Annotated in this window: 13 protein-coding genes; 11 read left to right on the top strand and 2 right to left on the bottom strand. The window is 63.4% G+C overall.

Going from position 1 to position 18,468, the window contains the following annotated elements; translation table 11 throughout:
• The first annotated feature begins 41 nt into the window (after positions 1-41).
• From tolB to HRU92_RS10305, 7 genes are all read left to right on the top strand, one after another.
• A complete protein-coding gene (tolB, locus tag HRU92_RS10335; protein ID WP_248305116.1) occupies positions 42-1,352 on the top strand; it encodes a Tol-Pal system beta propeller repeat protein TolB in 1,311 nt (436 codons plus the stop codon).
• Positions 1,353-1,581: 229 nt separating this feature from the next.
• Complete coding sequence (gene pal / locus HRU92_RS10330) at positions 1,582-2,079, top strand: peptidoglycan-associated lipoprotein Pal (protein WP_127753953.1); 498 nt, start codon at positions 1,582-1,584, stop codon at positions 2,077-2,079.
• Positions 2,080-2,253: 174 nt separating this feature from the next.
• Positions 2,254-3,219, top strand: a complete 966-nt coding sequence (gene ybgF / locus HRU92_RS10325) for a tol-pal system protein YbgF (RefSeq protein WP_172124113.1) — start codon at positions 2,254-2,256, stop codon at positions 3,217-3,219.
• The gene (gene tilS, locus HRU92_RS10320; RefSeq protein WP_172124111.1) at positions 3,204-4,481 is read left to right on the top strand and encodes a tRNA lysidine(34) synthetase TilS; all 1,278 of its coding nucleotides are present in this window, start codon (positions 3,204-3,206) and stop codon (positions 4,479-4,481) included. The genes ybgF and tilS overlap by 16 nt, the downstream gene beginning before the upstream one ends.
• A gap of 170 nt (positions 4,482-4,651) precedes the next feature.
• Positions 4,652-6,583 carry an ATP-dependent zinc metalloprotease FtsH gene (gene ftsH / locus HRU92_RS10315; protein WP_127753950.1) on the top strand — a complete coding sequence of 644 codons (1,932 nt, stop codon included), beginning with the start codon at positions 4,652-4,654 and terminating at the stop codon, positions 6,581-6,583.
• A 129-nt stretch (positions 6,584-6,712) separates the two neighbouring features.
• Positions 6,713-8,056 carry a phosphoglucosamine mutase gene (glmM, locus tag HRU92_RS10310; protein WP_172124109.1) on the top strand — a complete coding sequence of 448 codons (1,344 nt, stop codon included), beginning with the start codon at positions 6,713-6,715 and terminating at the stop codon, positions 8,054-8,056.
• A 175-nt stretch (positions 8,057-8,231) separates the two neighbouring features.
• Positions 8,232-8,975, top strand: coding sequence for a hypothetical protein (locus HRU92_RS10305; RefSeq protein WP_127753948.1), 744 nt, complete (start codon positions 8,232-8,234; stop codon positions 8,973-8,975).
• A gap of 173 nt (positions 8,976-9,148) precedes the next feature.
• On the opposite strand, the gene HRU92_RS10300 is transcribed toward HRU92_RS10305, so the two are convergent.
• Entirely contained in the window at positions 9,149-10,495 is a 1,347-nt protein-coding gene (locus tag HRU92_RS10300; protein ID WP_172124107.1) for an MFS transporter, read from the bottom strand.
• Positions 10,496-10,823: 328 nt separating this feature from the next.
• Here HRU92_RS10300 and HRU92_RS10295 point away from each other — a divergent pair, with 328 nt between their 5' ends.
• Positions 10,824-11,999: a phosphoserine transaminase gene (locus tag HRU92_RS10295; RefSeq protein WP_173088238.1), complete on the top strand. Its 1,176-nt coding sequence runs from the start codon at positions 10,824-10,826 to the stop codon at positions 11,997-11,999.
• Between the two features lie 154 nt (positions 12,000-12,153).
• Complete coding sequence (serA, locus tag HRU92_RS10290; RefSeq protein ID WP_127753946.1) at positions 12,154-13,737, top strand: phosphoglycerate dehydrogenase; 1,584 nt, start codon at positions 12,154-12,156, stop codon at positions 13,735-13,737.
• A gap of 59 nt (positions 13,738-13,796) precedes the next feature.
• Here serA and HRU92_RS10285 read toward each other — a convergent pair whose 3' ends face one another.
• Entirely contained in the window at positions 13,797-14,747 is a 951-nt protein-coding gene (locus tag HRU92_RS10285; RefSeq protein ID WP_172124105.1) for a DMT family transporter, read from the bottom strand.
• A 133-nt stretch (positions 14,748-14,880) separates the two neighbouring features.
• Here HRU92_RS10285 and HRU92_RS10280 point away from each other — a divergent pair, with 133 nt between their 5' ends.
• Entirely contained in the window at positions 14,881-16,170 is a 1,290-nt protein-coding gene (locus tag HRU92_RS10280; RefSeq protein WP_172124103.1) for an adenylosuccinate synthase, read from the top strand.
• 47 nt (positions 16,171-16,217) lie between these two features.
• The gene (locus HRU92_RS10275; protein WP_173088125.1) at positions 16,218-18,380 is read left to right on the top strand and encodes a hypothetical protein; all 2,163 of its coding nucleotides are present in this window, start codon (positions 16,218-16,220) and stop codon (positions 18,378-18,380) included.
• Positions 18,381-18,468: the final 88 nt, after the last annotated feature.

Here is an 18,468-nt window from a genome sequence, read left to right as displayed (position 1 = left end):
CCCCGGCAAGATGCCGGTGAATGGCATGAATGGAGACTGAAATGACCCGTTTAACCCGGCGCAGCGCCCTCAAGCTCGGCGTTGCCGGCGGGCTGGCCCTCGCCACCGCCAGCACTGCCCAGGCACAGCTCAACATCACGGTCGAGGGCGCCAATTTCCAGCCACTGCCGATCGCCATCCCCGATTTTGCCTCCTCGGACCCAAGCTTTGGGCGCGAAACGGCCGAGATCGTGCGCGCCAATCTGCGCCGCTCGGGCTTGTTCCTGCCGCTCGATCCGGCGTCGTTGCCGGTACAGGTCGGGGACGTCAATGCCACGCCCGATTTCAACACCTGGCGCACGGCCAATGTGACCGCGCTCGTCATGGGTGCGGTGGACCGCGGCGGCCAGATCGCGTCTTCGGTGCGCGTGTGGGACACCCAGCAGGGCGCCCAGGTGGTGGGCAAGAGCTACAACACCGATCCCAACAGCGCGCGACGCGTCGCCCATATCATTTCGGACGCCATCTATGAGGCGCTGACCGGTGGCAGCGGCTATTTCGATACCCGCGTGGTTTATGTGGCCGAAAGCGGTCCCAAGGCGAACAGGGTCAAGCGCCTCGCGATCATGGACCAGGATGGCGCTAATCCGCAGTACCTGACCGATGGGCGCACGCTGGCGCTGACGCCGCGCATCTCGGCCAATAATGACCTGATCACTTACCTCAACTTCGAGGACGGCAATCCGCAGGTCTATCTGCTGCAGCTGTCGAGCGGGCGGCAGCAGCGGCTGGCTTCGCTAGGCGCCATGACCTTTGCGCCCCGGTTCTCACCCGATGGCGGCACGGTGGCGTTTTCCGTGGAGCAGGGTGGAGCGACCAATATCTATGCCGTGAGCACGAGTGGCGGCCAGCCGGTGCAGCTCACCTCGGGCGCGGCGATCGATACGGGTCCATCCTATTCGCCCGATGGCAGCCGGATCGTGTTTGAAAGCGATCGCGGCGGTTCGCCCCAGATCTATATGATGAGCTCGGGCGGGGGTAACCCGCAGCGCATTTCCTATGGCCAAGGCTTGTACTCGACGCCCGTCTGGTCACCCAAGGGCGATCTGATCGCCTTTACGCGCCAGTCGGGCGGGCAGTTCAATATCGGCATCATGAACCCCGATGGTTCGGGCGAGCGCATGCTGCATTCAACCTTCCATGCGGAAGGTCCGACCTGGGCGCCCAATGGCCGCGTGATCATGTTCTTCCAAGATCCCGGTGGCAATGACGGCCCCAAGCTGCAGAGCGTCGATATCTGGGGCCGCAACCTCCAGACCATCCCCACCGAAAGCTATGCGTCCGACCCCGCCTGGTCCGGGCTGCGCAGCTAAGGCGCAAGCTTTCTACTACGCGGCCGGGGCAGTAGAGCCCCGGCGCGTTTAACCATACGACCAGTTCACCAAGCGCTGTAGCAGGAATGACGCAGCCGGAAAAAGCCCGCGTTTCCGCCACATTCGCGCCCCGTTAAGCTTCAATTAACCACGACTTGGAACCCGGCCTTAAGAATAAGCACGGTAAATGCCGTACCTAGAATTATTGCCTTTCAGGAGCTTTTTCCGGATGCTGTCCCTTGCACCGATCACCACCGCGTTGCGCGCCGCCGCAATGCTGCTTTTCGTCGTCGCGATAGCGGCGTGTTCGCGTACGCCCGATAACGCAATGATGACCGGCGTGGGCAATCTCGGCCCGGGCGGCGGCGCGCCGGGCAGCCAGCAGGAATTCCTGGTTTCGGTTGGCGACCGCGTGTTCTTTGAAACCGACTCTTCTTCGCTGACCACCGAAGCCGCCGCGACCCTCGACAAGCAGGCCGCCTGGCTCAACCAGTACAGCAACTACCGCATCATGATCGAGGGCCATGCCGACGAGCGTGGCACCCGCGAATACAACATCGCCCTGGGCGCACGCCGCGCTTCGGTGGTGGTGAACTATCTCGTGTCGCGTGGCGTCAATGCCCAGCGCATCACCTCCAAGTCGTTCGGCAAGGAGCGCCCCGTCGCGATCTGTAACGACATCTCCTGCTGGAGCCAGAACCGCCGCGCGGTCACCGTCGTTCAATAAGTAGCGGGCCTGGTTCACCAGGCCCAAATGACCCGGCCCCGGCCGGCATCCAGAAGCGCCGGACGCCCTTTGTGGCTCCGGCGCTTTGTTTTCACCAAAGTTGGCCTTTACTCGCTTTGCCTCGATCACCATGTCGGCACCAAGCGACGCAGAGAACACACCGGAGGCTCCCCATTGAAGATCCCCCTGTTGCAATCCAAGGGCCGCACTGCCCTGGCAGCGGCCTGTGCGCTGCTGCTGGGCACGAGCCTGCAAAGCCGGGCCGAGGCGCAAGCCTTTCCACCGGCTGAGTTGGGCGGGCTGACGCTCACCAATGCGCAGCCAACCCGGGTGCATGTGGCGCAAGCGGCCGATACCGCCCAGTTGGCAGTGCGGGTGCAGCAGTTGGAAGAGCAGGTGCGCTCGCTCAACGGACAGATCGAAGGGCTGACTTTTCAGCTGACGCAGATGCAGACCCTGATCGAGCGGCAGGCGGAAGAAACCAATGCACGCTTGCAGGGACTTGGCACTGGCGGCGCTGCGCCCCCAGCACCTGCCCAAAGCAGCGCGGCTCCCTCGACCGAAATTCCACCACAGGGCGTGCGGCCGCTGCCGGGAGAGGCCGAGTTCGACCCGACCTTTGATGATGGCAGCGTTGGCACTTCCGATGATCCGCTGGCCGGCACGGGGCAGGGGGGCAGTGTGGACCTCGCCACCGGCCAGCCGCTGGATTTGAGCTATGATCCGGAGGCCACCGCTACCGGGGATTCCGATGCGGATGCGCAGTTCACCGCGGGCTATGAAGCCATTGTTCGCGGCGATTATGCCTTTGCCGAAGACCAGTTCAGCCAGTTCATCGAGCTATACCCTGACAATGCCCAGGCGACGGACGCCGCCAACTGGCTGGGGGAAGCGCTGATCCAGCGTGAGGCTTATGACGAGGCCGCAGAAGTGTTGCTGGACGCGTTCCAGAAAGCGCCCGACAGCCCGCGTTCGCCCGACCTGTTGCTGCGCCTCGGCGTTTCGCTTGCCGGGGCCGACGAGCGGGAAACTGCCTGCCGGACGTATGCGGAAATCGAGCGGCGCTACACGACGCTGACCCCCGCCTTTGCGGCGCGGCTCGCGGCGGAAAAGACCAAGGCCGAATGCCCACCCGCTTAATTCCGCCGCTGGACGATCCAGCAACATTGCAGGCCTTGTTTGCGGCGGTTGCCGGCGAGCGGGCCATTGGTTTGGCGGTTTCGGGCGGTGCCGACAGTTTGGCGCTGCTGCTGCTGGCGCAGCGCTGGGCGGCAAGCCTGGGTGCCGCGGCGCCGGCCTTGCAGGTTTATTGCGTTGATCACGGCTTGCGCCCCGAGGCCGGGGCGGAGGTCGCGATGGTGCTCGGGGTCGCCGAACAACTGGGCGTTCCGGCTCGCGGTCTGGTTTGGACGGGCGACAAGCCACGCACCGCCTTGCAGGAAGCGGCGCGGGCAGCGCGCTATCGCTTGATGGGCCAGGCAATGGCTGAAGACGGCGTTGAGGTGCTGCTGACGGCGCATCATCGGCTGGATCAAGCCGAAACCGTGCTGATGCGATTGGCCCATCGCAGCGGGCTCGAAGGGCTGCGCGGGATGGCCGACATGTCGGTTGTCGAGGGGGTGCGGGTGCATCGGCCCTTGCTGGGGCTCGATCCCAAGGCGCTGCACCAAGTGGTGGGCGAAGCCGGTTTGGTGCCCGCCCAAGACCCCTCCAACAACGACGAACATTACGAGCGGGTGCGCTGGCGCAAGGCCATGCCGCAGTTCGAAGCGCTGGGCCTCGATAGCGAAACCCTCGCCTTGTTTGCCGAGCGGATGGGGGAAGCCGACCGGGCGCTGGCCCAGATGGCCGATGGCGCATTCCAGACGATGGTGCGGCTGGATGGTTTTGGATCCGCGCGGATCGAGCGCGAGCCGCTGCTGGCGCTGAGCCCCGCCCTCGCGGTGCGGGTGCTGGGACGGGTACTCAACATTGTGGGCGGACGGCAGAAGCCGCGGGCTCTCGGGCAGGTGGAACGGCTGCAGCAGGCGCTGGCATCTGGCACCCATGGCAAGGCGACGACACTGCTGGGTTGCGTGGTGCGCGAAAAGGACGGTGCCGTCGCAGTGGCGCGCGAGCCGGGCCGGGTATTGCCGCCCGATCTGGCCCTGCCGCCCGGCACCGAGCTCGTCTGGGACGAGCGATTCCTGATCACCAATGGCTCGGACGAGCCGGGCTTAACCGCGGGCGTGTCCGATTACCTGCCGCGGCACCGGCTCGAGGAATTCCTGGGCTTCAAGGTGACCGCGCCCGCCGAAGCCATCCGCACAGCACCCATTGTCAGGGATGCACAGGGTGGCGTGTTGTCGTTGGGAGGGTGGTCGTTCGACGAGCGAATTCGCGTGCAACTGCTGGTGGACTGAGCAAGTTTGCCCGCTTTTGTCGTGAGGGAGGCGTTAACCCGTCGCGACAAAATGACTAGACGACGAGGCGCAAGGCTAGCAGCAGTGCCCTTGTAACGCCCCAATGCCGATCATACATTCGGCGCTAACACCGGCAGCTTGGTTGCGTCGGTCTCTCCGGGACAGGTTTGATGAACGGAAACTTCCGCAACTTTGCCATTTGGCTAGTTATTCTTTTTATGCTGATGGGCCTGTTCCAGGTCTTCCAGTCTTCCACCCGCTCCATTTCGGTCGCCGACAAGAGCTACAGCCAATTCGTATCCGACGTCGAAGGCGGGCGCGTGCAAAGCGTGACCATCACCAATGACGTCGTTTCGGGCGTGCTCAATGATGGCACCCGCTTTGAAACCGTGATGCCGGCTGGCGCCGATGTGATCAGCCGCCTCGAGGATCGCGGCGTGTCGATCACGGCGCGCGCTCCCGAATCGAGCCCGTTCTGGTCAGTGCTGCTGAGCTCCTGGCTCCCGTTCATCGTCATCATCGGCGTCTGGTTCTTCTTTATCCGGCAGATGCAGGGCGGTGGCCGTGGTGGTGCGATGGGCTTTGGCAAGTCGCGCGCCAAGCTGCTGACCGAGTCGCATGGCAAGGTGACCTTCGAGGACGTCGCTGGCGTTGATGAAGCCAAGCAGGACCTAGAAGAAATCGTCGAATTCCTGCGCGACCCTGGCAAATTCCAGCGCCTGGGTGGCCGTATCCCGCGCGGCGTGCTGCTGGTCGGCCCTCCCGGTACTGGTAAGACCTTGCTGGCCCGTTCGGTCGCCGGCGAAGCCAATGTGCCCTTCTTCACCATTTCGGGTTCCGACTTCGTGGAAATGTTCGTGGGCGTTGGCGCCAGCCGCGTGCGCGACATGTTCGAGCAGGCCAAGAAGAACGCTCCTTGCATTATCTTCATCGACGAAATCGACGCCGTCGGCCGCCAGCGTGGCGCCGGTCTCGGCGGTGGTAACGACGAGCGCGAGCAGACCCTCAACCAGTTGCTGGTGGAGATGGACGGCTTTGAAGCCAATGAAGGCATCATCCTGATCGCGGCGACCAACCGCCCCGACGTGCTTGATCCGGCCCTGCTGCGTCCCGGTCGCTTTGACCGCCAGGTCGTTGTGCCCAATCCCGATGTTGCGGGCCGCGAGAAGGTGCTCAAGGTCCATGTGCGTAAGGTGCCGCTGGCTCCCGATGTGGACCTCAAGGTGTTGGCCCGTGGTACGCCCGGCTTTTCGGGTGCGGATCTGATGAACCTCGTCAACGAGGCGGCTTTGATGGCGGCACGGCGCAACAAACGCTTTGTCACCCATGCCGAGTTCGAAGACGCCAAGGACAAGATCATGATGGGCGCCGAGCGCCGCACCATGGCCATGTCCGAGGACGAAAAAAAGCTTACGGCTTACCACGAAGCGGGCCATGCGATCATTGCGCTCAAGGTGGCGGGGATCGACCCCATCCACAAGGCGACGATCATTCCGCGTGGCCGTGCCTTGGGCATGGTGATGACCCTGCCCGAAAGCGACAGCTATTCGTTTAGCCGGGAAAAGGCCCTGGCACGCCTGACCATGCTGTTTGGCGGCCGCGAAGCCGAGATCTACAAGTTCGGCCCCGAGAAAGTGACCTCGGGTGCTTCGGGCGACATCCAGATGGCGACGAGCCTGGCTCGTTCCATGGTGATGGAGTGGGGCATGAGCGAAAAGCTTGGCCGCGTGCGCTACAAGTCGAGCGAGCAGGAAGTGTTCATCGGTCATTCCATGACCCAGTCCAACAATATGTCGGACGACACGGCCAAGCTGATCGACCAGGAAGTGCGCAAGCTGATCGAGGATGGCGAGCAGGCTGCCCGCGATATCATCCGCAACCATGTGGATCAGTTTGAAGCGGTGGCCCAGGCCCTGCTTGAATATGAAACGCTGACCGGCGATGAACTGCGGGCCCTGATGGATGGGCACCAGCCGGTTCGTCCGGACGACAGCGGCCCATCGGCGCCCAAGGCGTCGGGCGTCCCCGCTGCCGGCAAGTCCCCAAAGAAGCGGCCCGATGCGCCGCCCGAGGGCGGGCTGGAGCCTCAGCCCAATAGCTGACACTGACACCAAGGGTCGCCGCGAGGCGGCCCTTTTATGTATTGCCGGTCACCGCTTTTCCGCCGAAAAGCGTCCTTAACGGTTGTGCGATAAATTATGCGCATGACAGCGCGCAGACAGGGCAAAGCAATGGCCAGAAAATATTTCGGCACTGATGGCATTCGCGGCTTGGCCAATGGCAGCAAGCTCACCCCGGAGCTGGCCCTCAAGGTGGGCATGGCTGCGGGCCAGAAATTTGTGCGCGGGGAACACCGCAATCGCGTGGTGATCGGCAAGGACACCAGGCGTTCTGGCTACATGATCGAGAACGCCCTGACCGCAGGTTTCACCGCCGTGGGCATGGATGTGTATCTGTTGGGCCCAATGCCAACACCCGCCGTTGCCATGCTGACGCGCTCGCTGCGCGCCGATCTCGGCGTGATGATTTCAGCCTCGCACAATCCCTATGATGACAACGGCATCAAGCTGTTCCGGCCGGATGGCTATAAGCTCAGCGACGAGGTCGAAGCGGAGATCGAGAGCCTCATCGACGGCGACATGAGCCAGTTCCTCGCCCATGGCCGCGAGATCGGTCGGGCGCATCGCGATGAGGAAGCGCGCACCCGCTATATCGAATACGCCAAGCGCACCCTGCCACGGAATATCGACCTGACGGGCCTGCGCGTCGTGCTCGATTGCGCCAATGGCGCGGCCTACAAGGTAGCGCCGATTGCCCTTTGGGAATTGGGTGCTGAGGTGTTCACCATTGGCGCCGAGCCTGATGGCTTCAACATCAACTACAAGGTCGGCTCCACGGCGCCTGAAGCGGTGGCAGCCAAGGTGCGTGAAGTGCGCGCCGATATCGGCATTGCGCTGGATGGCGACGCGGACCGCGTCATCATCATCGATGAAAAGGGCCAGGTGGTGGATGGCGACCAGTTCATGGCGGTAATCGCCCAGAGCTGGATGGAACGGGAAATGCTGGCCGGCGGCGGGATCGTCGCCACTGTGATGTCCAATCTTGGGCTTGAACGTTATCTCACCTCCCTGGGGCTGACGCTCGAGCGTACCCAGGTGGGGGATCGATATGTGCTCGAAGCCATGCGCACGAAGGGCTTCAATGTGGGCGGTGAACAGTCCGGCCATATCATTCTTTCCGATTTCACCACCACGGGCGACGGGCTGGTCGCGGCCCTGCAGCTGCTCGCGGTGCTCAAGCAGCGCTCCTTGCCGATTTCGGAAGTGTGCACGCGCTTTGAGAAGGTGCCGCAGCTGCTGCGCAGCGTGCGCTTCAAGACCGGCAAGCCGCTCGAGGACAAGCAGGTGATGCAGGCCGTGGCCGACGCCAAGGCAATGCTGGGTAGCGGGGGCCGGCTGGTGATCCGTGAGTCGGGCACCGAGCCGGTGATCCGGGTGATGGGCGAGGCTGACGATGCTGCTCTGGTCACCTCGGCAGTGGGGCAAATCGAGGCCGCAATTCAGGCAGTCGCCTAGGCCACACGCCAGTCACAAACGAGTTCAGAACGCCGGCTCCGTGCCGGCGTTCTTGTTTCGATAGATAATCACCAATCGTTAGGGTTAAGCCGCAGGGTTAAGCGCCCTTTAAGAATGTTGTTCGATATTGGGCGTCAATCGACTGGTGTCGTGGCAACCGAAGGACTTCTTGATCATGCGCATGCTTTCCGCTGCGGTGCTGGTGGCAGCAGCCACTGCAATCGCCGGCCCCGCACTGGCGGCCGACTTCCCCGAATACCCGCCTGTTGTTGAAATCCCGGACGTCGATTACGGCGTGCAGGGCTCGTTCTACCTGCGCGGCAGCGCGGCGGGTAACGCCTTCTGGACGAAGGAAGCCTATGGCATCGACTGCGTGATCTGCGGTGTCACTCCCGAAGAAGAAACCTTCTCCGTTGATGAAGCCGGCTACGGCTACAGCGTCGGCGCGGGTCTCGGCTTCGAGACGGGCACCGGACTGCGCTTTGACGCGACTGTCGACTACGTTTCCAATGATGGGCTGATCGCCACCGGCGACGCCGGCGATTACGAACTGGGGCTGCGCTCCACCATCGCGCTGGCCAACGTTTACTACGACTTCTCGCTGGGCGGCGATGGTTTTGGCTACAACGCTGCCGGCGGCGCCTTTGGTTATGTCGGCGCTGGTGCCGGTGCGGCCTTCAACGAATCCTCGATCGAGGCTTCCAACGGCTTCCCGGTTCCATCGGGCGAGAACACCAGCTTTGCTGCGGCCGGTATGGTCGGCGTGGGCTATGACTTCGGTGCCGTCGTTGCCGATGTGGGCTATCGCGGCGTTTACATTGCCGATCTCGACAATGGTGCTGACTTCCCCGCCAATGTTCATTCGGAGAACAACTGGCTGCACGAAGTGCGCGGCACGCTGCGCTACCGCTTCAACTGATCGGCAGGGCGCCACAGGCGCTTGGCAGATCCGCTCTTGGCTTCGGCGCTCCCCTGGGGGCGCCGATTGCATTTGGCGGGTAACCTGTCATCCTCTGTTGTGCCTTGCAGCGGCTTGCAGCGCAAACCGGTCGTTAGCCTCGGCTGGAATGGCCGCGGGGCGTGGCTGCGGGCTTAAGCCTCGATATCGACATCCTTGGTTTCGCGCCCGAGCAGCAGGGCAATCAAGGTCAGGGCCGCCATGGCCGTGAGATAAACGCCGACCCAGAACGGGCTGCCGTCGCCGGCACTCCACAGGGCCACAGCCACAAAAGGGGCGAGGGCGGCGCCGAGGATCGAGGAGACATTGTAGGAAATGCCAGAGCCGGTATAGCGCACATTGGCGGGAAACAGCTCCGGCAGCAGCGCGCCCATTGGGCCGAACGTCAGCCCCATCAGCGTAAAGCCGATGATGAGCCAGGCCATGACGCCGACAAAGCCGGCGTTGAGCAAGGGCACCCAGAGCAAACCAAAGACGGCGATGGCGAGCGTCACCCAGATCAGCGTCTTGCGGCGGCCAAAGCGATCGGCCCAGGGGCCGGACACCAGGGTGAAGATGCCGAAGAACACGACGCCAACGATCATCATCAGCACAAAGGTCGAATACTGGTAGCCAAGCCCCGGCACGGCGGCGTCGATGGCGGCGCGACCATAGCTCAGCGAGAAGGTCGTCATCAGGTAGAACAGCACATAGGTCGCCAGCATGTAGAAGGTGCCGAGCACCAGTTCGCGCATATTCTGCTGCAGGACGGTGACGAGCGGCATCTTGCGGACCTGGCCGGTCTTGACCGTTTTCTCGAAGGCACTGCTTTCCACCAGGTTGAGCCGGACCCAGAGGCCGACCACCACCATCACGGCTGAAAACAGGAAGGGAATACGCCAACCCCAGTCGAGGAAGGCCAGCGAGGGGCGGGAGGGATCATCGGAGGGCAGCATGGCCGCGATGATCAGGAAGAGGCCGTTGGCGATGATGAAGCCGAGCGGGGCGCCAAGCTGGGGGAAGGTGCCAAAGAGCGCGCGCTTGCCCTTGGGTGCGTTTTCAGTGGCGACCAAGGCAGCGCCGCTCCATTCCCCGCCCAGCGCAAAGCCCTGCGCCAGCCGGAGGACCACCAGCAATGCCGGCGCGAGCCAGCCGACCATTGCATAGGTCGGTAGCACCCCGATCAGGAAGGTCGCCAGACCCATGGTCAGCAGGGCCGCAACCAATGTGGTTTTGCGGCCCTTCCTGTCCCCGAGATGGCCAAAGAATACGGCGCCGAGCGGCCGGGCAACCATGGCGGCGCCGAATACGGCGAAGGACGCCAGAAGGGCTGTGGTCTCATTGCCGGCAGGAAAGAACAGGTGCGGGAACACCAGAACGGCCGCCGTCGCGTAGACGTAGAAGTCGTAGAACTCGATCGTGGTGCCGACCAGACTCGCGAGCAGAACGCGGGAGCGCGAATTGGCTGGTTGAGGGGAAGCAGCCGCGGAAGTCTGGGTCATGATCGAATCCAAAATGCGCAAGGCGACGCGCCCTGCCCAGTTGTCTCTCGCTCGGCTTGCCGTTGGAGCAGGGCGAGGGACTGCAAAAACTAGCCACGCCTTACTGCCAGTGCAGGCCTGCATGCAAGACCAGAGCGCAACCTGCGGCGCTTTGAACCGAACAAGATCACTCGATGGTGGGCCGTAGCTGAATTCGACATGGTTCCCGAACAGCACTTTTCCCAAAACGGCATTGACGCGGAGCGGTATCAGGCATATCTGCGGCCTCAGGACATCTTGCCCTAACGCAAGACGCATAGACCTGGGAGGGTCGCTGAAGATGGCTGCAATGCCCCTGACCGCGCCGGCGGTGAAACCGGCTAATCCGAATTTTTCGTCGGGCCCCTGTGCCAAGCGTCCGGGATGGACGGTTGAAGCGCTGGCCAATGCGCTGGTGGGCCGCTCGCACCGCTCCAAGCCCGGCAAGGCGCGCATCCAGCGCGCGATCGATCTGACCCGCGAACTGCTGGAAGTCCCCGCCGACTACCGCATCGGCATCGTGCCGGCTTCCGATACCGGCGCCGTAGAGATGGCAATGTGGTCGATGCTGGGCGCGCGCGGCGTCGACATGCTCGCCTGGGAAAGCTTTGGCGAGGGCTGGGTCACTGACGTGTCCAAGCAGCTCAAGCTCGAAGATGTGCGGATCATCAAGGCGCCTTATGGCGAGCTGCCCGACCTTGGGCAGGTGGATTTCGCCCGTGACGTGGTTTTCACCTGGAATGGCACGACTTCGGGTGTGCGGGTGCCTGATGGCGACTGGATCGCCGCGGACCGTGAAGGCCTGACCATCTGCGACGCCACTTCGGCGGCCTTTGCCCAGAAGCTCGATTTCGCCAAGCTCGATGTGGTGACCTTTTCCTGGCAGAAGGCGCTGGGCGGTGAGGGTGCGCATGGCGTGCTGATCCTGTCGCCGCGCGCCGTCGAGCGACTCGAGAGCTTCAAGCCCGAGCGCCCGCTGCCCAAGATCTTCCGTCTGACCAAGAACGGCAAGCTGATCGGCGAGATCTTTGAGGCTGCCACCATCAATACGCCCTCGATGCTGTGCATCGAGGACGCGATCGACGCGATGGAATGGGGTCTCGCCCAGGGTGGGCTCAAGGCCATGCAAGCCCGGGCCGATGCCAACTATACCGTGCTGGCCGATTGGGTGGCCAAGACCCCCTGGGTCGAGTTCCTCGCCAAGGATGAAGCGACGCGCTCCAACACTTCGGTGTGTTTCTCCATCGTCGATCCGGCGGTTACGGCGCTCGACGATGCGGGGCAGGCGGCGTTTGCCAAGGCCCTTGTCGCGCGGCTCGACAAGATTGGCGCGGCTTATGACATCGGCGCTTACAAGGACGCTCCCTCGGGTCTGCGTATCTGGGCCGGCTCGACCATCAATGCCGAGAACCTGCGGGCACTGACGCCCTGGCTCGATTGGGCCTTTGCCGAAGAGCTCAACGCGCTCAAGGCCGCCGCGGCTTAGTCGCTCAATAGCGCGACCCCTCCCTCGATCCCTCCCCTCAAAGGGGAGGGAAGACCCGGCTCACAGGCCGGTGCCGGACAAGTTCAGGCTGGGGACGGGCGGGTCGATCAGTTTTTTGCCGGCCGCTGGCCGCACCCCATTCAGGACTACAAAAATGCCCAAGGTTCTCGTTTCCGACAAACTCAGCCCTACAGCCGTGCAAATCTTCAAGGATAACGGCGTCGAGGTCGACTATTTGCCCGATCTGGGCAAGGACAAGGAAAAGCTGCTCGAGGTGATCGGGCAATATGATGGCCTCGCCATCCGTTCGGCCACCAAGGTCACCGAGAAGGTCATCGCCGCCGCCACCAACCTCAAGGTGATCGGGCGGGCTGGCATCGGGGTCGACAATGTCGACATCCCGGCTGCGACCAAGAAGGGCATCATCGTGATGAACACGCCCTTTGGGAACTCGATCACCACCGCCGAGCACGCCATTGCCATGATGATGGCGCTCGCCCGCCAGTTGCCCGAGGCTGACGCGTCCACCCGCGCTTCCAAGTGGGAAAAGAACCGCTTCATGGGCGTTGAGGTCACCAACAAGACTCTTGGCCTGATCGGGGCGGGCAATATCGGCTCGATCGTTGCCGATCGGGCGCAGGGCCTCAAGATGAAGGTCATCGCCTATGATCCGTTCCTAACCCCCGAGCGGGCGCAGGATATGGGCGTCGAAAAGGTCGAGCTGGACGACTTGCTGGCGCGCGCCGACTTCATCACACTGCACACGCCGCTGATCGAAGCCACCCGCAACATTCTCAATGCCGAGACGCTGGCCAAGACCAAGAAGGGCGTGCGGATCATCAACTGCGCCCGTGGCGGTCTCATCGATGAAACCGCGCTTTATGATGCGCTGAAGTCCGGCCAGGTGGCCGGCGCAGCGCTCGACGTGTTCCTGGAGGAGCCGGCGCAGAACAATCCGCTGTTCGAGCTGCCCAATGTGATCTGCACGCCCCATTTGGGTGCATCGACCACCGAAGCGCAGGAGAATGTAGCGCTGCAGGTGGCCGAGCAGATTTCGGCCTATCTGATGACCGGCGAAATCACCAATGCGCTCAACTTCCCTTCGATCTCGGCCGAGGAAGCGCCGCGGCTGACCCCGTTCATCAAGCTGGCCGAAGTGCTGGGCTCGTTTGCCGGGCAGCTGACGGAAACCGCGATCAAGTCGATCACCATCGAGTTCGAAGGCGATGTGGCTGCTATGAATACGCGGCCGATGGTGGCGGCGGCACTCAATGGCGTGCTCAAGCCAATGATGGGCGAGGTCAACATGGTTTCGGCCCCGCAGATCGCCAAGGATCGCGGCATTGCCGTGCAGGTGACGACCCGCGAGCAGCAGGGCGCCTATGAGAACTATATCCGGCTGACGGTCGCGACCGAAAAGCAGGAACGCAGCCTTGCAGGCACCGTATTCGCCAATGGCAAGCCGCGGGTGATCCAGGTCAAGGGCATCAACATGGAAGCGGAACTGACCCCGTCCATGCTTTATGTGACCAATGAGGACAAGCCGGGCCATATCGGCCGGCTGGGCACGCTGCTGGGCAAGCTTGGCATCAACATCGCCAACTTCAACCTGGGCCGTACCGATCCGGGCGCCGATGCCATTGCGCTGGTTTCGATCGATGGCACGCTGTCCGAGCCGCAGCTGGCGGAGATCGCCCAACTCGAAGGCGTCAAGCAGGCCAAGGCACTGCGGTTCTAAGAGCCAAGGGTTCTACGATTTGAAAGGCGGGGCAGCGTGTCCCGCCTTTTTTGTTGGTGCTAGCGCAAGGCGCGCAGGGCGCCCCATTCGGCCAGCGCAATGCCGACGATGACGAGGGCTGCGGCAGCCATGTGGTAGAGTTCGAGCCGCTCGCCCAGCACCAGCACGGCAAAGGTGGCGGCAAAGATGGGGATCAGGTTAATAAAGAGGCTGGCACGGTTCGCGCCGATCAACTCGACGCCGCGCACATAGAACATCTGCGAAACGATCGAGGGCAGCACCATGGTGTAAAGGGCGATGAGCCAGCCCTGAGGCGTGACGGCTGGAAGGGCGGCAAAAAGCGCACCCATGCCACCGCCCAACCCGATCTGGTAGGCGATGGCGGCGACAAAGGCACCGGTACAGGTCGCCACGAGAAAGCTGATCCATCCAGTGGGGGGCTTGTAGCGCAGCGACACCGAGTAAGCGGCGTAAGCGGCGCAGGCGAGCAGGACCAGACTGTCGCCAAAGCCGATGTCGAGTGCGAGGAGCCGGCCGACCTCGCCATGGGTGGCAGTAACCAGCACGCCAAGAATGGTCAGCACCGCGCCCAGAATCTGCAGCGGCCGCACCCGGGTGCGGAAGAGCGCGAAGTTCGCTAGCATGACGAAAAGGTTGATGGTCACCTGCTCGAGGGCAATGTTGATGCCGCTCGCATGGTAGGAGGCCATATAGACCAGGATATTGAATGTAACATAGCCAACCGCGCCGTAGAATAAGTAGAGGGGCCAGCGCGATTTGATCACGGGCCAGTCGCGTTCAAGCGACGTTCGGGCGAAGGGCAGAATCAGCAGCAGGGCGCCGCCCCAGCGCAGCACGGTGAGGGTGAAGGGGTCGATATGTCCGACGGCAAGCTTGCCGGCGATGACATTGCCGCCCCAAAACATGGTGGTCAGAACCAGCAGCAGATAGGGGCGGTCCAGCAGGCGGGCGGAAATGCCGCGACTTTGGGTTATTGGCGGCTTTGTCATCGGCGCTCGGTGATGTAAGGACAATCGGACTTAGCAGGTATTCGGGTATGGTCAAACCCGGCGCCGGACAGTTGCGCGGGCCCCCGGGTTTGGGTCGCCCCCGCGCCGGCATGATTGGTGGAGTGAAGTTTTCATGGCGAATGTGGTTGTCGTCGGCTCGCAGTGGGGCGACGAGGGCAAGGGCAAGATCGTGGACTGGCTCTCCGAGCGTGCCGATGTGGTGGTGCGCTATCATGGCGGCCACAATGCCGGCCATACGCTGGTGATCGATGGCGTCAGCTACAAGCTGGCGCTGCTGCCATCTGGCCTGGTGCAGGGCAAGCTGTCGGTGATCGGCAACGGGGTGGTGGTGGATCCCCACCATTTTGTGGCCGAGATGGCCAAGCTGCGGGCGCAAGGCGTCACGATCACTCCCGATGTGCTGCGCATTGCCGACAACGCGCCGCTAATCCTGTCGCTACATCGCGAACTCGACGCCATCCGCGAAGACAGCACGTCCGGGCTCAAGATCGGTACCACCAAGCGTGGCATCGGCCCGGCCTATGAGGACAAGGTGGGTCGTCGGGCGATCAGGCTGATCGATTTGAGCCAGCCCGAAACGCTGATGCCCAAGATCGAGCGACTGCTGACGCACCACAATGCGCTGCGCCGCGGCATGGGTCTGCCCGAGATCGAGGCCGAAACGATCCGGCAGGAGCTGATCTCGGTAGCCGACCAGATCCTGCCCTTCATGGACCAGGTCTGGCAGGTGCTCGACGAAAAGCGCAAAGCTGGCGCACGCATTCTGTTTGAGGGAGCGCAGGGTGCGCTGCTCGATAATGACCACGGCACTTATCCCTTCGTGACCTCGTCCAACACTGTGGCAGGGCAGGCTGCGGCCGGTTCCGGGCTGGGGCCAACGGCAATCGGCTATGTGCTGGGAATCACCAAGGCTTATACGACCCGCGTCGGCGAGGGCCCGTTCCCTTGCGAGCTGGATGACGAGATCGGCGAGCATCTGGCCACGGTCGGGCGCGAGGTCGGCGTCAATACCGGCCGGGCGCGTCGCTGCGGCTGGTTCGATGCCGTGCTGGTGCGCCAGACCGTCAAGACTTCCGGCATTTCGGGCATTGCACTGACCAAGCTGGACGTGCTGGACGGGCTGAAGGAAATCAAGATCTGCGTCGGCTATGAGCTGGATGGATCACGGATCGATTACTTGCCTGCCTTGATGGAGGCACAGGCGCGGGTTACGCCCATCTACGAAACCCTCGAAGGATGGTCGCAAACCACAGCCGGGGCGCGCAGCTGGTCTGAGCTGCCGGCCCAGGCGGTCAAGTATGTGCGCTATATCGAGGAACTGATCGGGGCGCCGGTTGCCATGTTGTCGACGAGCCCCGAGCGCGCCGATACTATCCTTGTGGTTGACCCGTTCCAAGATTGAGTGTTTTTGATACAACACCTGCGGCAATTGTGAGTACCAAGTAAGCTATGGCCGACTACAAGGAGCTGCTGCGCCGGGCCATCTCGGCATTGCCCGAGAATAACGGCGCGGCTCGCCGTGCGGTTTACGAAAAGGCGCGTTCGGCACTTGTGGGCCAGTTGCGGGCCATTCAGCCACCGCTGCCGGCGCGCGACATAACGCAGCATCGGCTGCAGCTGGAAGATTGTATCCGGCAGGTTGAGCAGGAAGCCAGCGAAGCCGTAATTTCGCTGCGGCGTGGTTCGGTGTTTGGACGGCCGATGGCGCAACCGGTCGAGCCGCCGGTAGCAGCGCCCGAGCCGGAGCCGGAACCGGAACCCCAGCCTGAGCCGGAACCCGAACCTGAGCCCGAACCGCAACCCCGGTTCGAGCTGAGGCCGCGCTTTGAGCCGGCACAACCAAACTATCCCGCGTTCGAGCCGGTACAGCCCGCCTACCCCCAGGCGCAAGGGGATAGCCCAGCGCGCTCCGGCACCTCGATCGAAGACATCATCGCCGATGCCGCCGAAGCGAGCGGGGCAGAGTTGGTGCGCGAGGAGGGCCCGGTCGACGTGCCCGTGGCGGTTCCAAACGAAAACGAGGCCCAGGCGGTGGTTACGCCAGTGGCCGAGAGCGAGCCTGAGTCCGTCGAGAAGATCAGTAAGCCACGGGCGCGTTGGTTGCCGTCTTTCGGGCGAGCCAAGGGAGCGCGCAAGGCCGAGGCGGAAACGGCAGGCGCGAGCGAGTTGCCCAGCGACGCGCCGCTCCATGCGCCGGTGCAGGAGCCTCAGGACCAGCCGGATTCGTTTGCCGACGACAAGCCTGCCGCTGAGGAGGGTGCCCGCCGGGGAGCGTTGCTCAATTTCGCCCGCCGCACCGAACCCGCCAGCAGCATGGGACCAAGCCCCGTTGAAGCGGCACTGTCGAGTGTGCGCGAAGTCGAAGTTGAGGCGGCGCAGCCCGACACCAGCGAAGCCGAGGGCGCTATCGAGCGGGCGATCGAGACGCTGGATCGCGAAGCGCGGGGCGAAAGCCAGGCTACTCCGGCAGAGTCCACGGAGCCGGTGGCTGTGGGCCCGGCCCGGCCGGCGGTGCCCAATATGTTTGCCATGCCCGAGCGCGCGGAATTGCCGGGCGGGGCAGGCGAGGACAATTCCGACAACTTCGTGCCAGTGAGCGAGCCGCGCAGCGGAACGGGCCTGAGCATTTTCCTGATCGTTTTTGCAGTGCTTCTGGTTGGCGTGGGTGGCGCCGGCTTTTGGGCCTGGCGCGAAGGCTATGTGGACCTCAACCAGATGTTCGGGCAGGCCAGCACGGCGGTTGCCGAAGCGCCCGAGCCAGAACCTGATCTTACGACCCCGACGCTCGATCCGGTGCCGCCCAATGGGGACATTGCCGCGACCGACCAGCCCGCAGTGCCGGGCAATACGGCGACCCAGACAGCGGCCGAGCCGACTACGGCGCTCGAGGCACTGGAAACCGAGGATCGGCTGGAGCCCACGCCAGAGCCGGTGGTGCCCGACGGGACGCAGACCAGCTTGCCCGAACCGGGTGGTGGTGTGGACGACAAGAGCGAGGAGCGGCTGCCCGGGGAAGACCCTAATGCTGCCGTGGCGCTCAATGATCCGGCGGCATCGGTCGATCCGGCCGTGCTGTCGGGCAGCCAGTCGCTGCTGCTGGAAGCCTCGCAGGATGGCCGCACCGGTGCGGTACCGTTCTCGGGCACGATCGAGTGGCGCGAGGGGGTCGACGAGATCGGCCAGCCCACGCTGATCGGCCAGGCCAATATTCCGGCGCGCAATCTCGGGGTCGAGATGACCATTCGCAAGAATTCCGATCCGAGCCTGCCCGCGAGCCACCTCATGGAGGTGGATTTCGATGTGAGCGACACCTTTATCGGCGGCACGATTGCGGGGCTGCCGGGCGTGTTGCTCAAGGACCAGGAACTGGTGCCCGGAACGCCGCTGGTGGGGGCTTCGGCCCGCGTCGTGGGTAATTCCTACCTGTTTGCGCTGAGTGCGGCCGAGCAGGATGCCAACACCAACCAGGACCTGCTGCGCAGCCGAAAGTGGATGGATCTGGCAGTGGTGTATGGCACCGGGCGCAATGCGATCATCACCCTTGAAAAGGATGAGCAAGCGCAGGCGCTGTTCGACAAGGTCTTTGCGGCTTGGGGACAGGGGGGCAATTAGCCCCCCTTTTTGCATCCGCGTTTGGCCGGACAGAGGCCTCGCGGATTGACGCTCCGGCGGGGCTGGCTTAGCCTTGGCGTGTCTAAAA

The sequence above is a fragment of the Devosia sp. 1635 genome, from assembly GCF_013185955.1.
Lineage (GTDB): Bacteria > Pseudomonadota > Alphaproteobacteria > Rhizobiales > Devosiaceae > Devosia.
The sequence above is the reverse complement of the archived record's forward strand: the minus strand, read 5'-3'. Positions and strand labels throughout refer to the sequence as shown.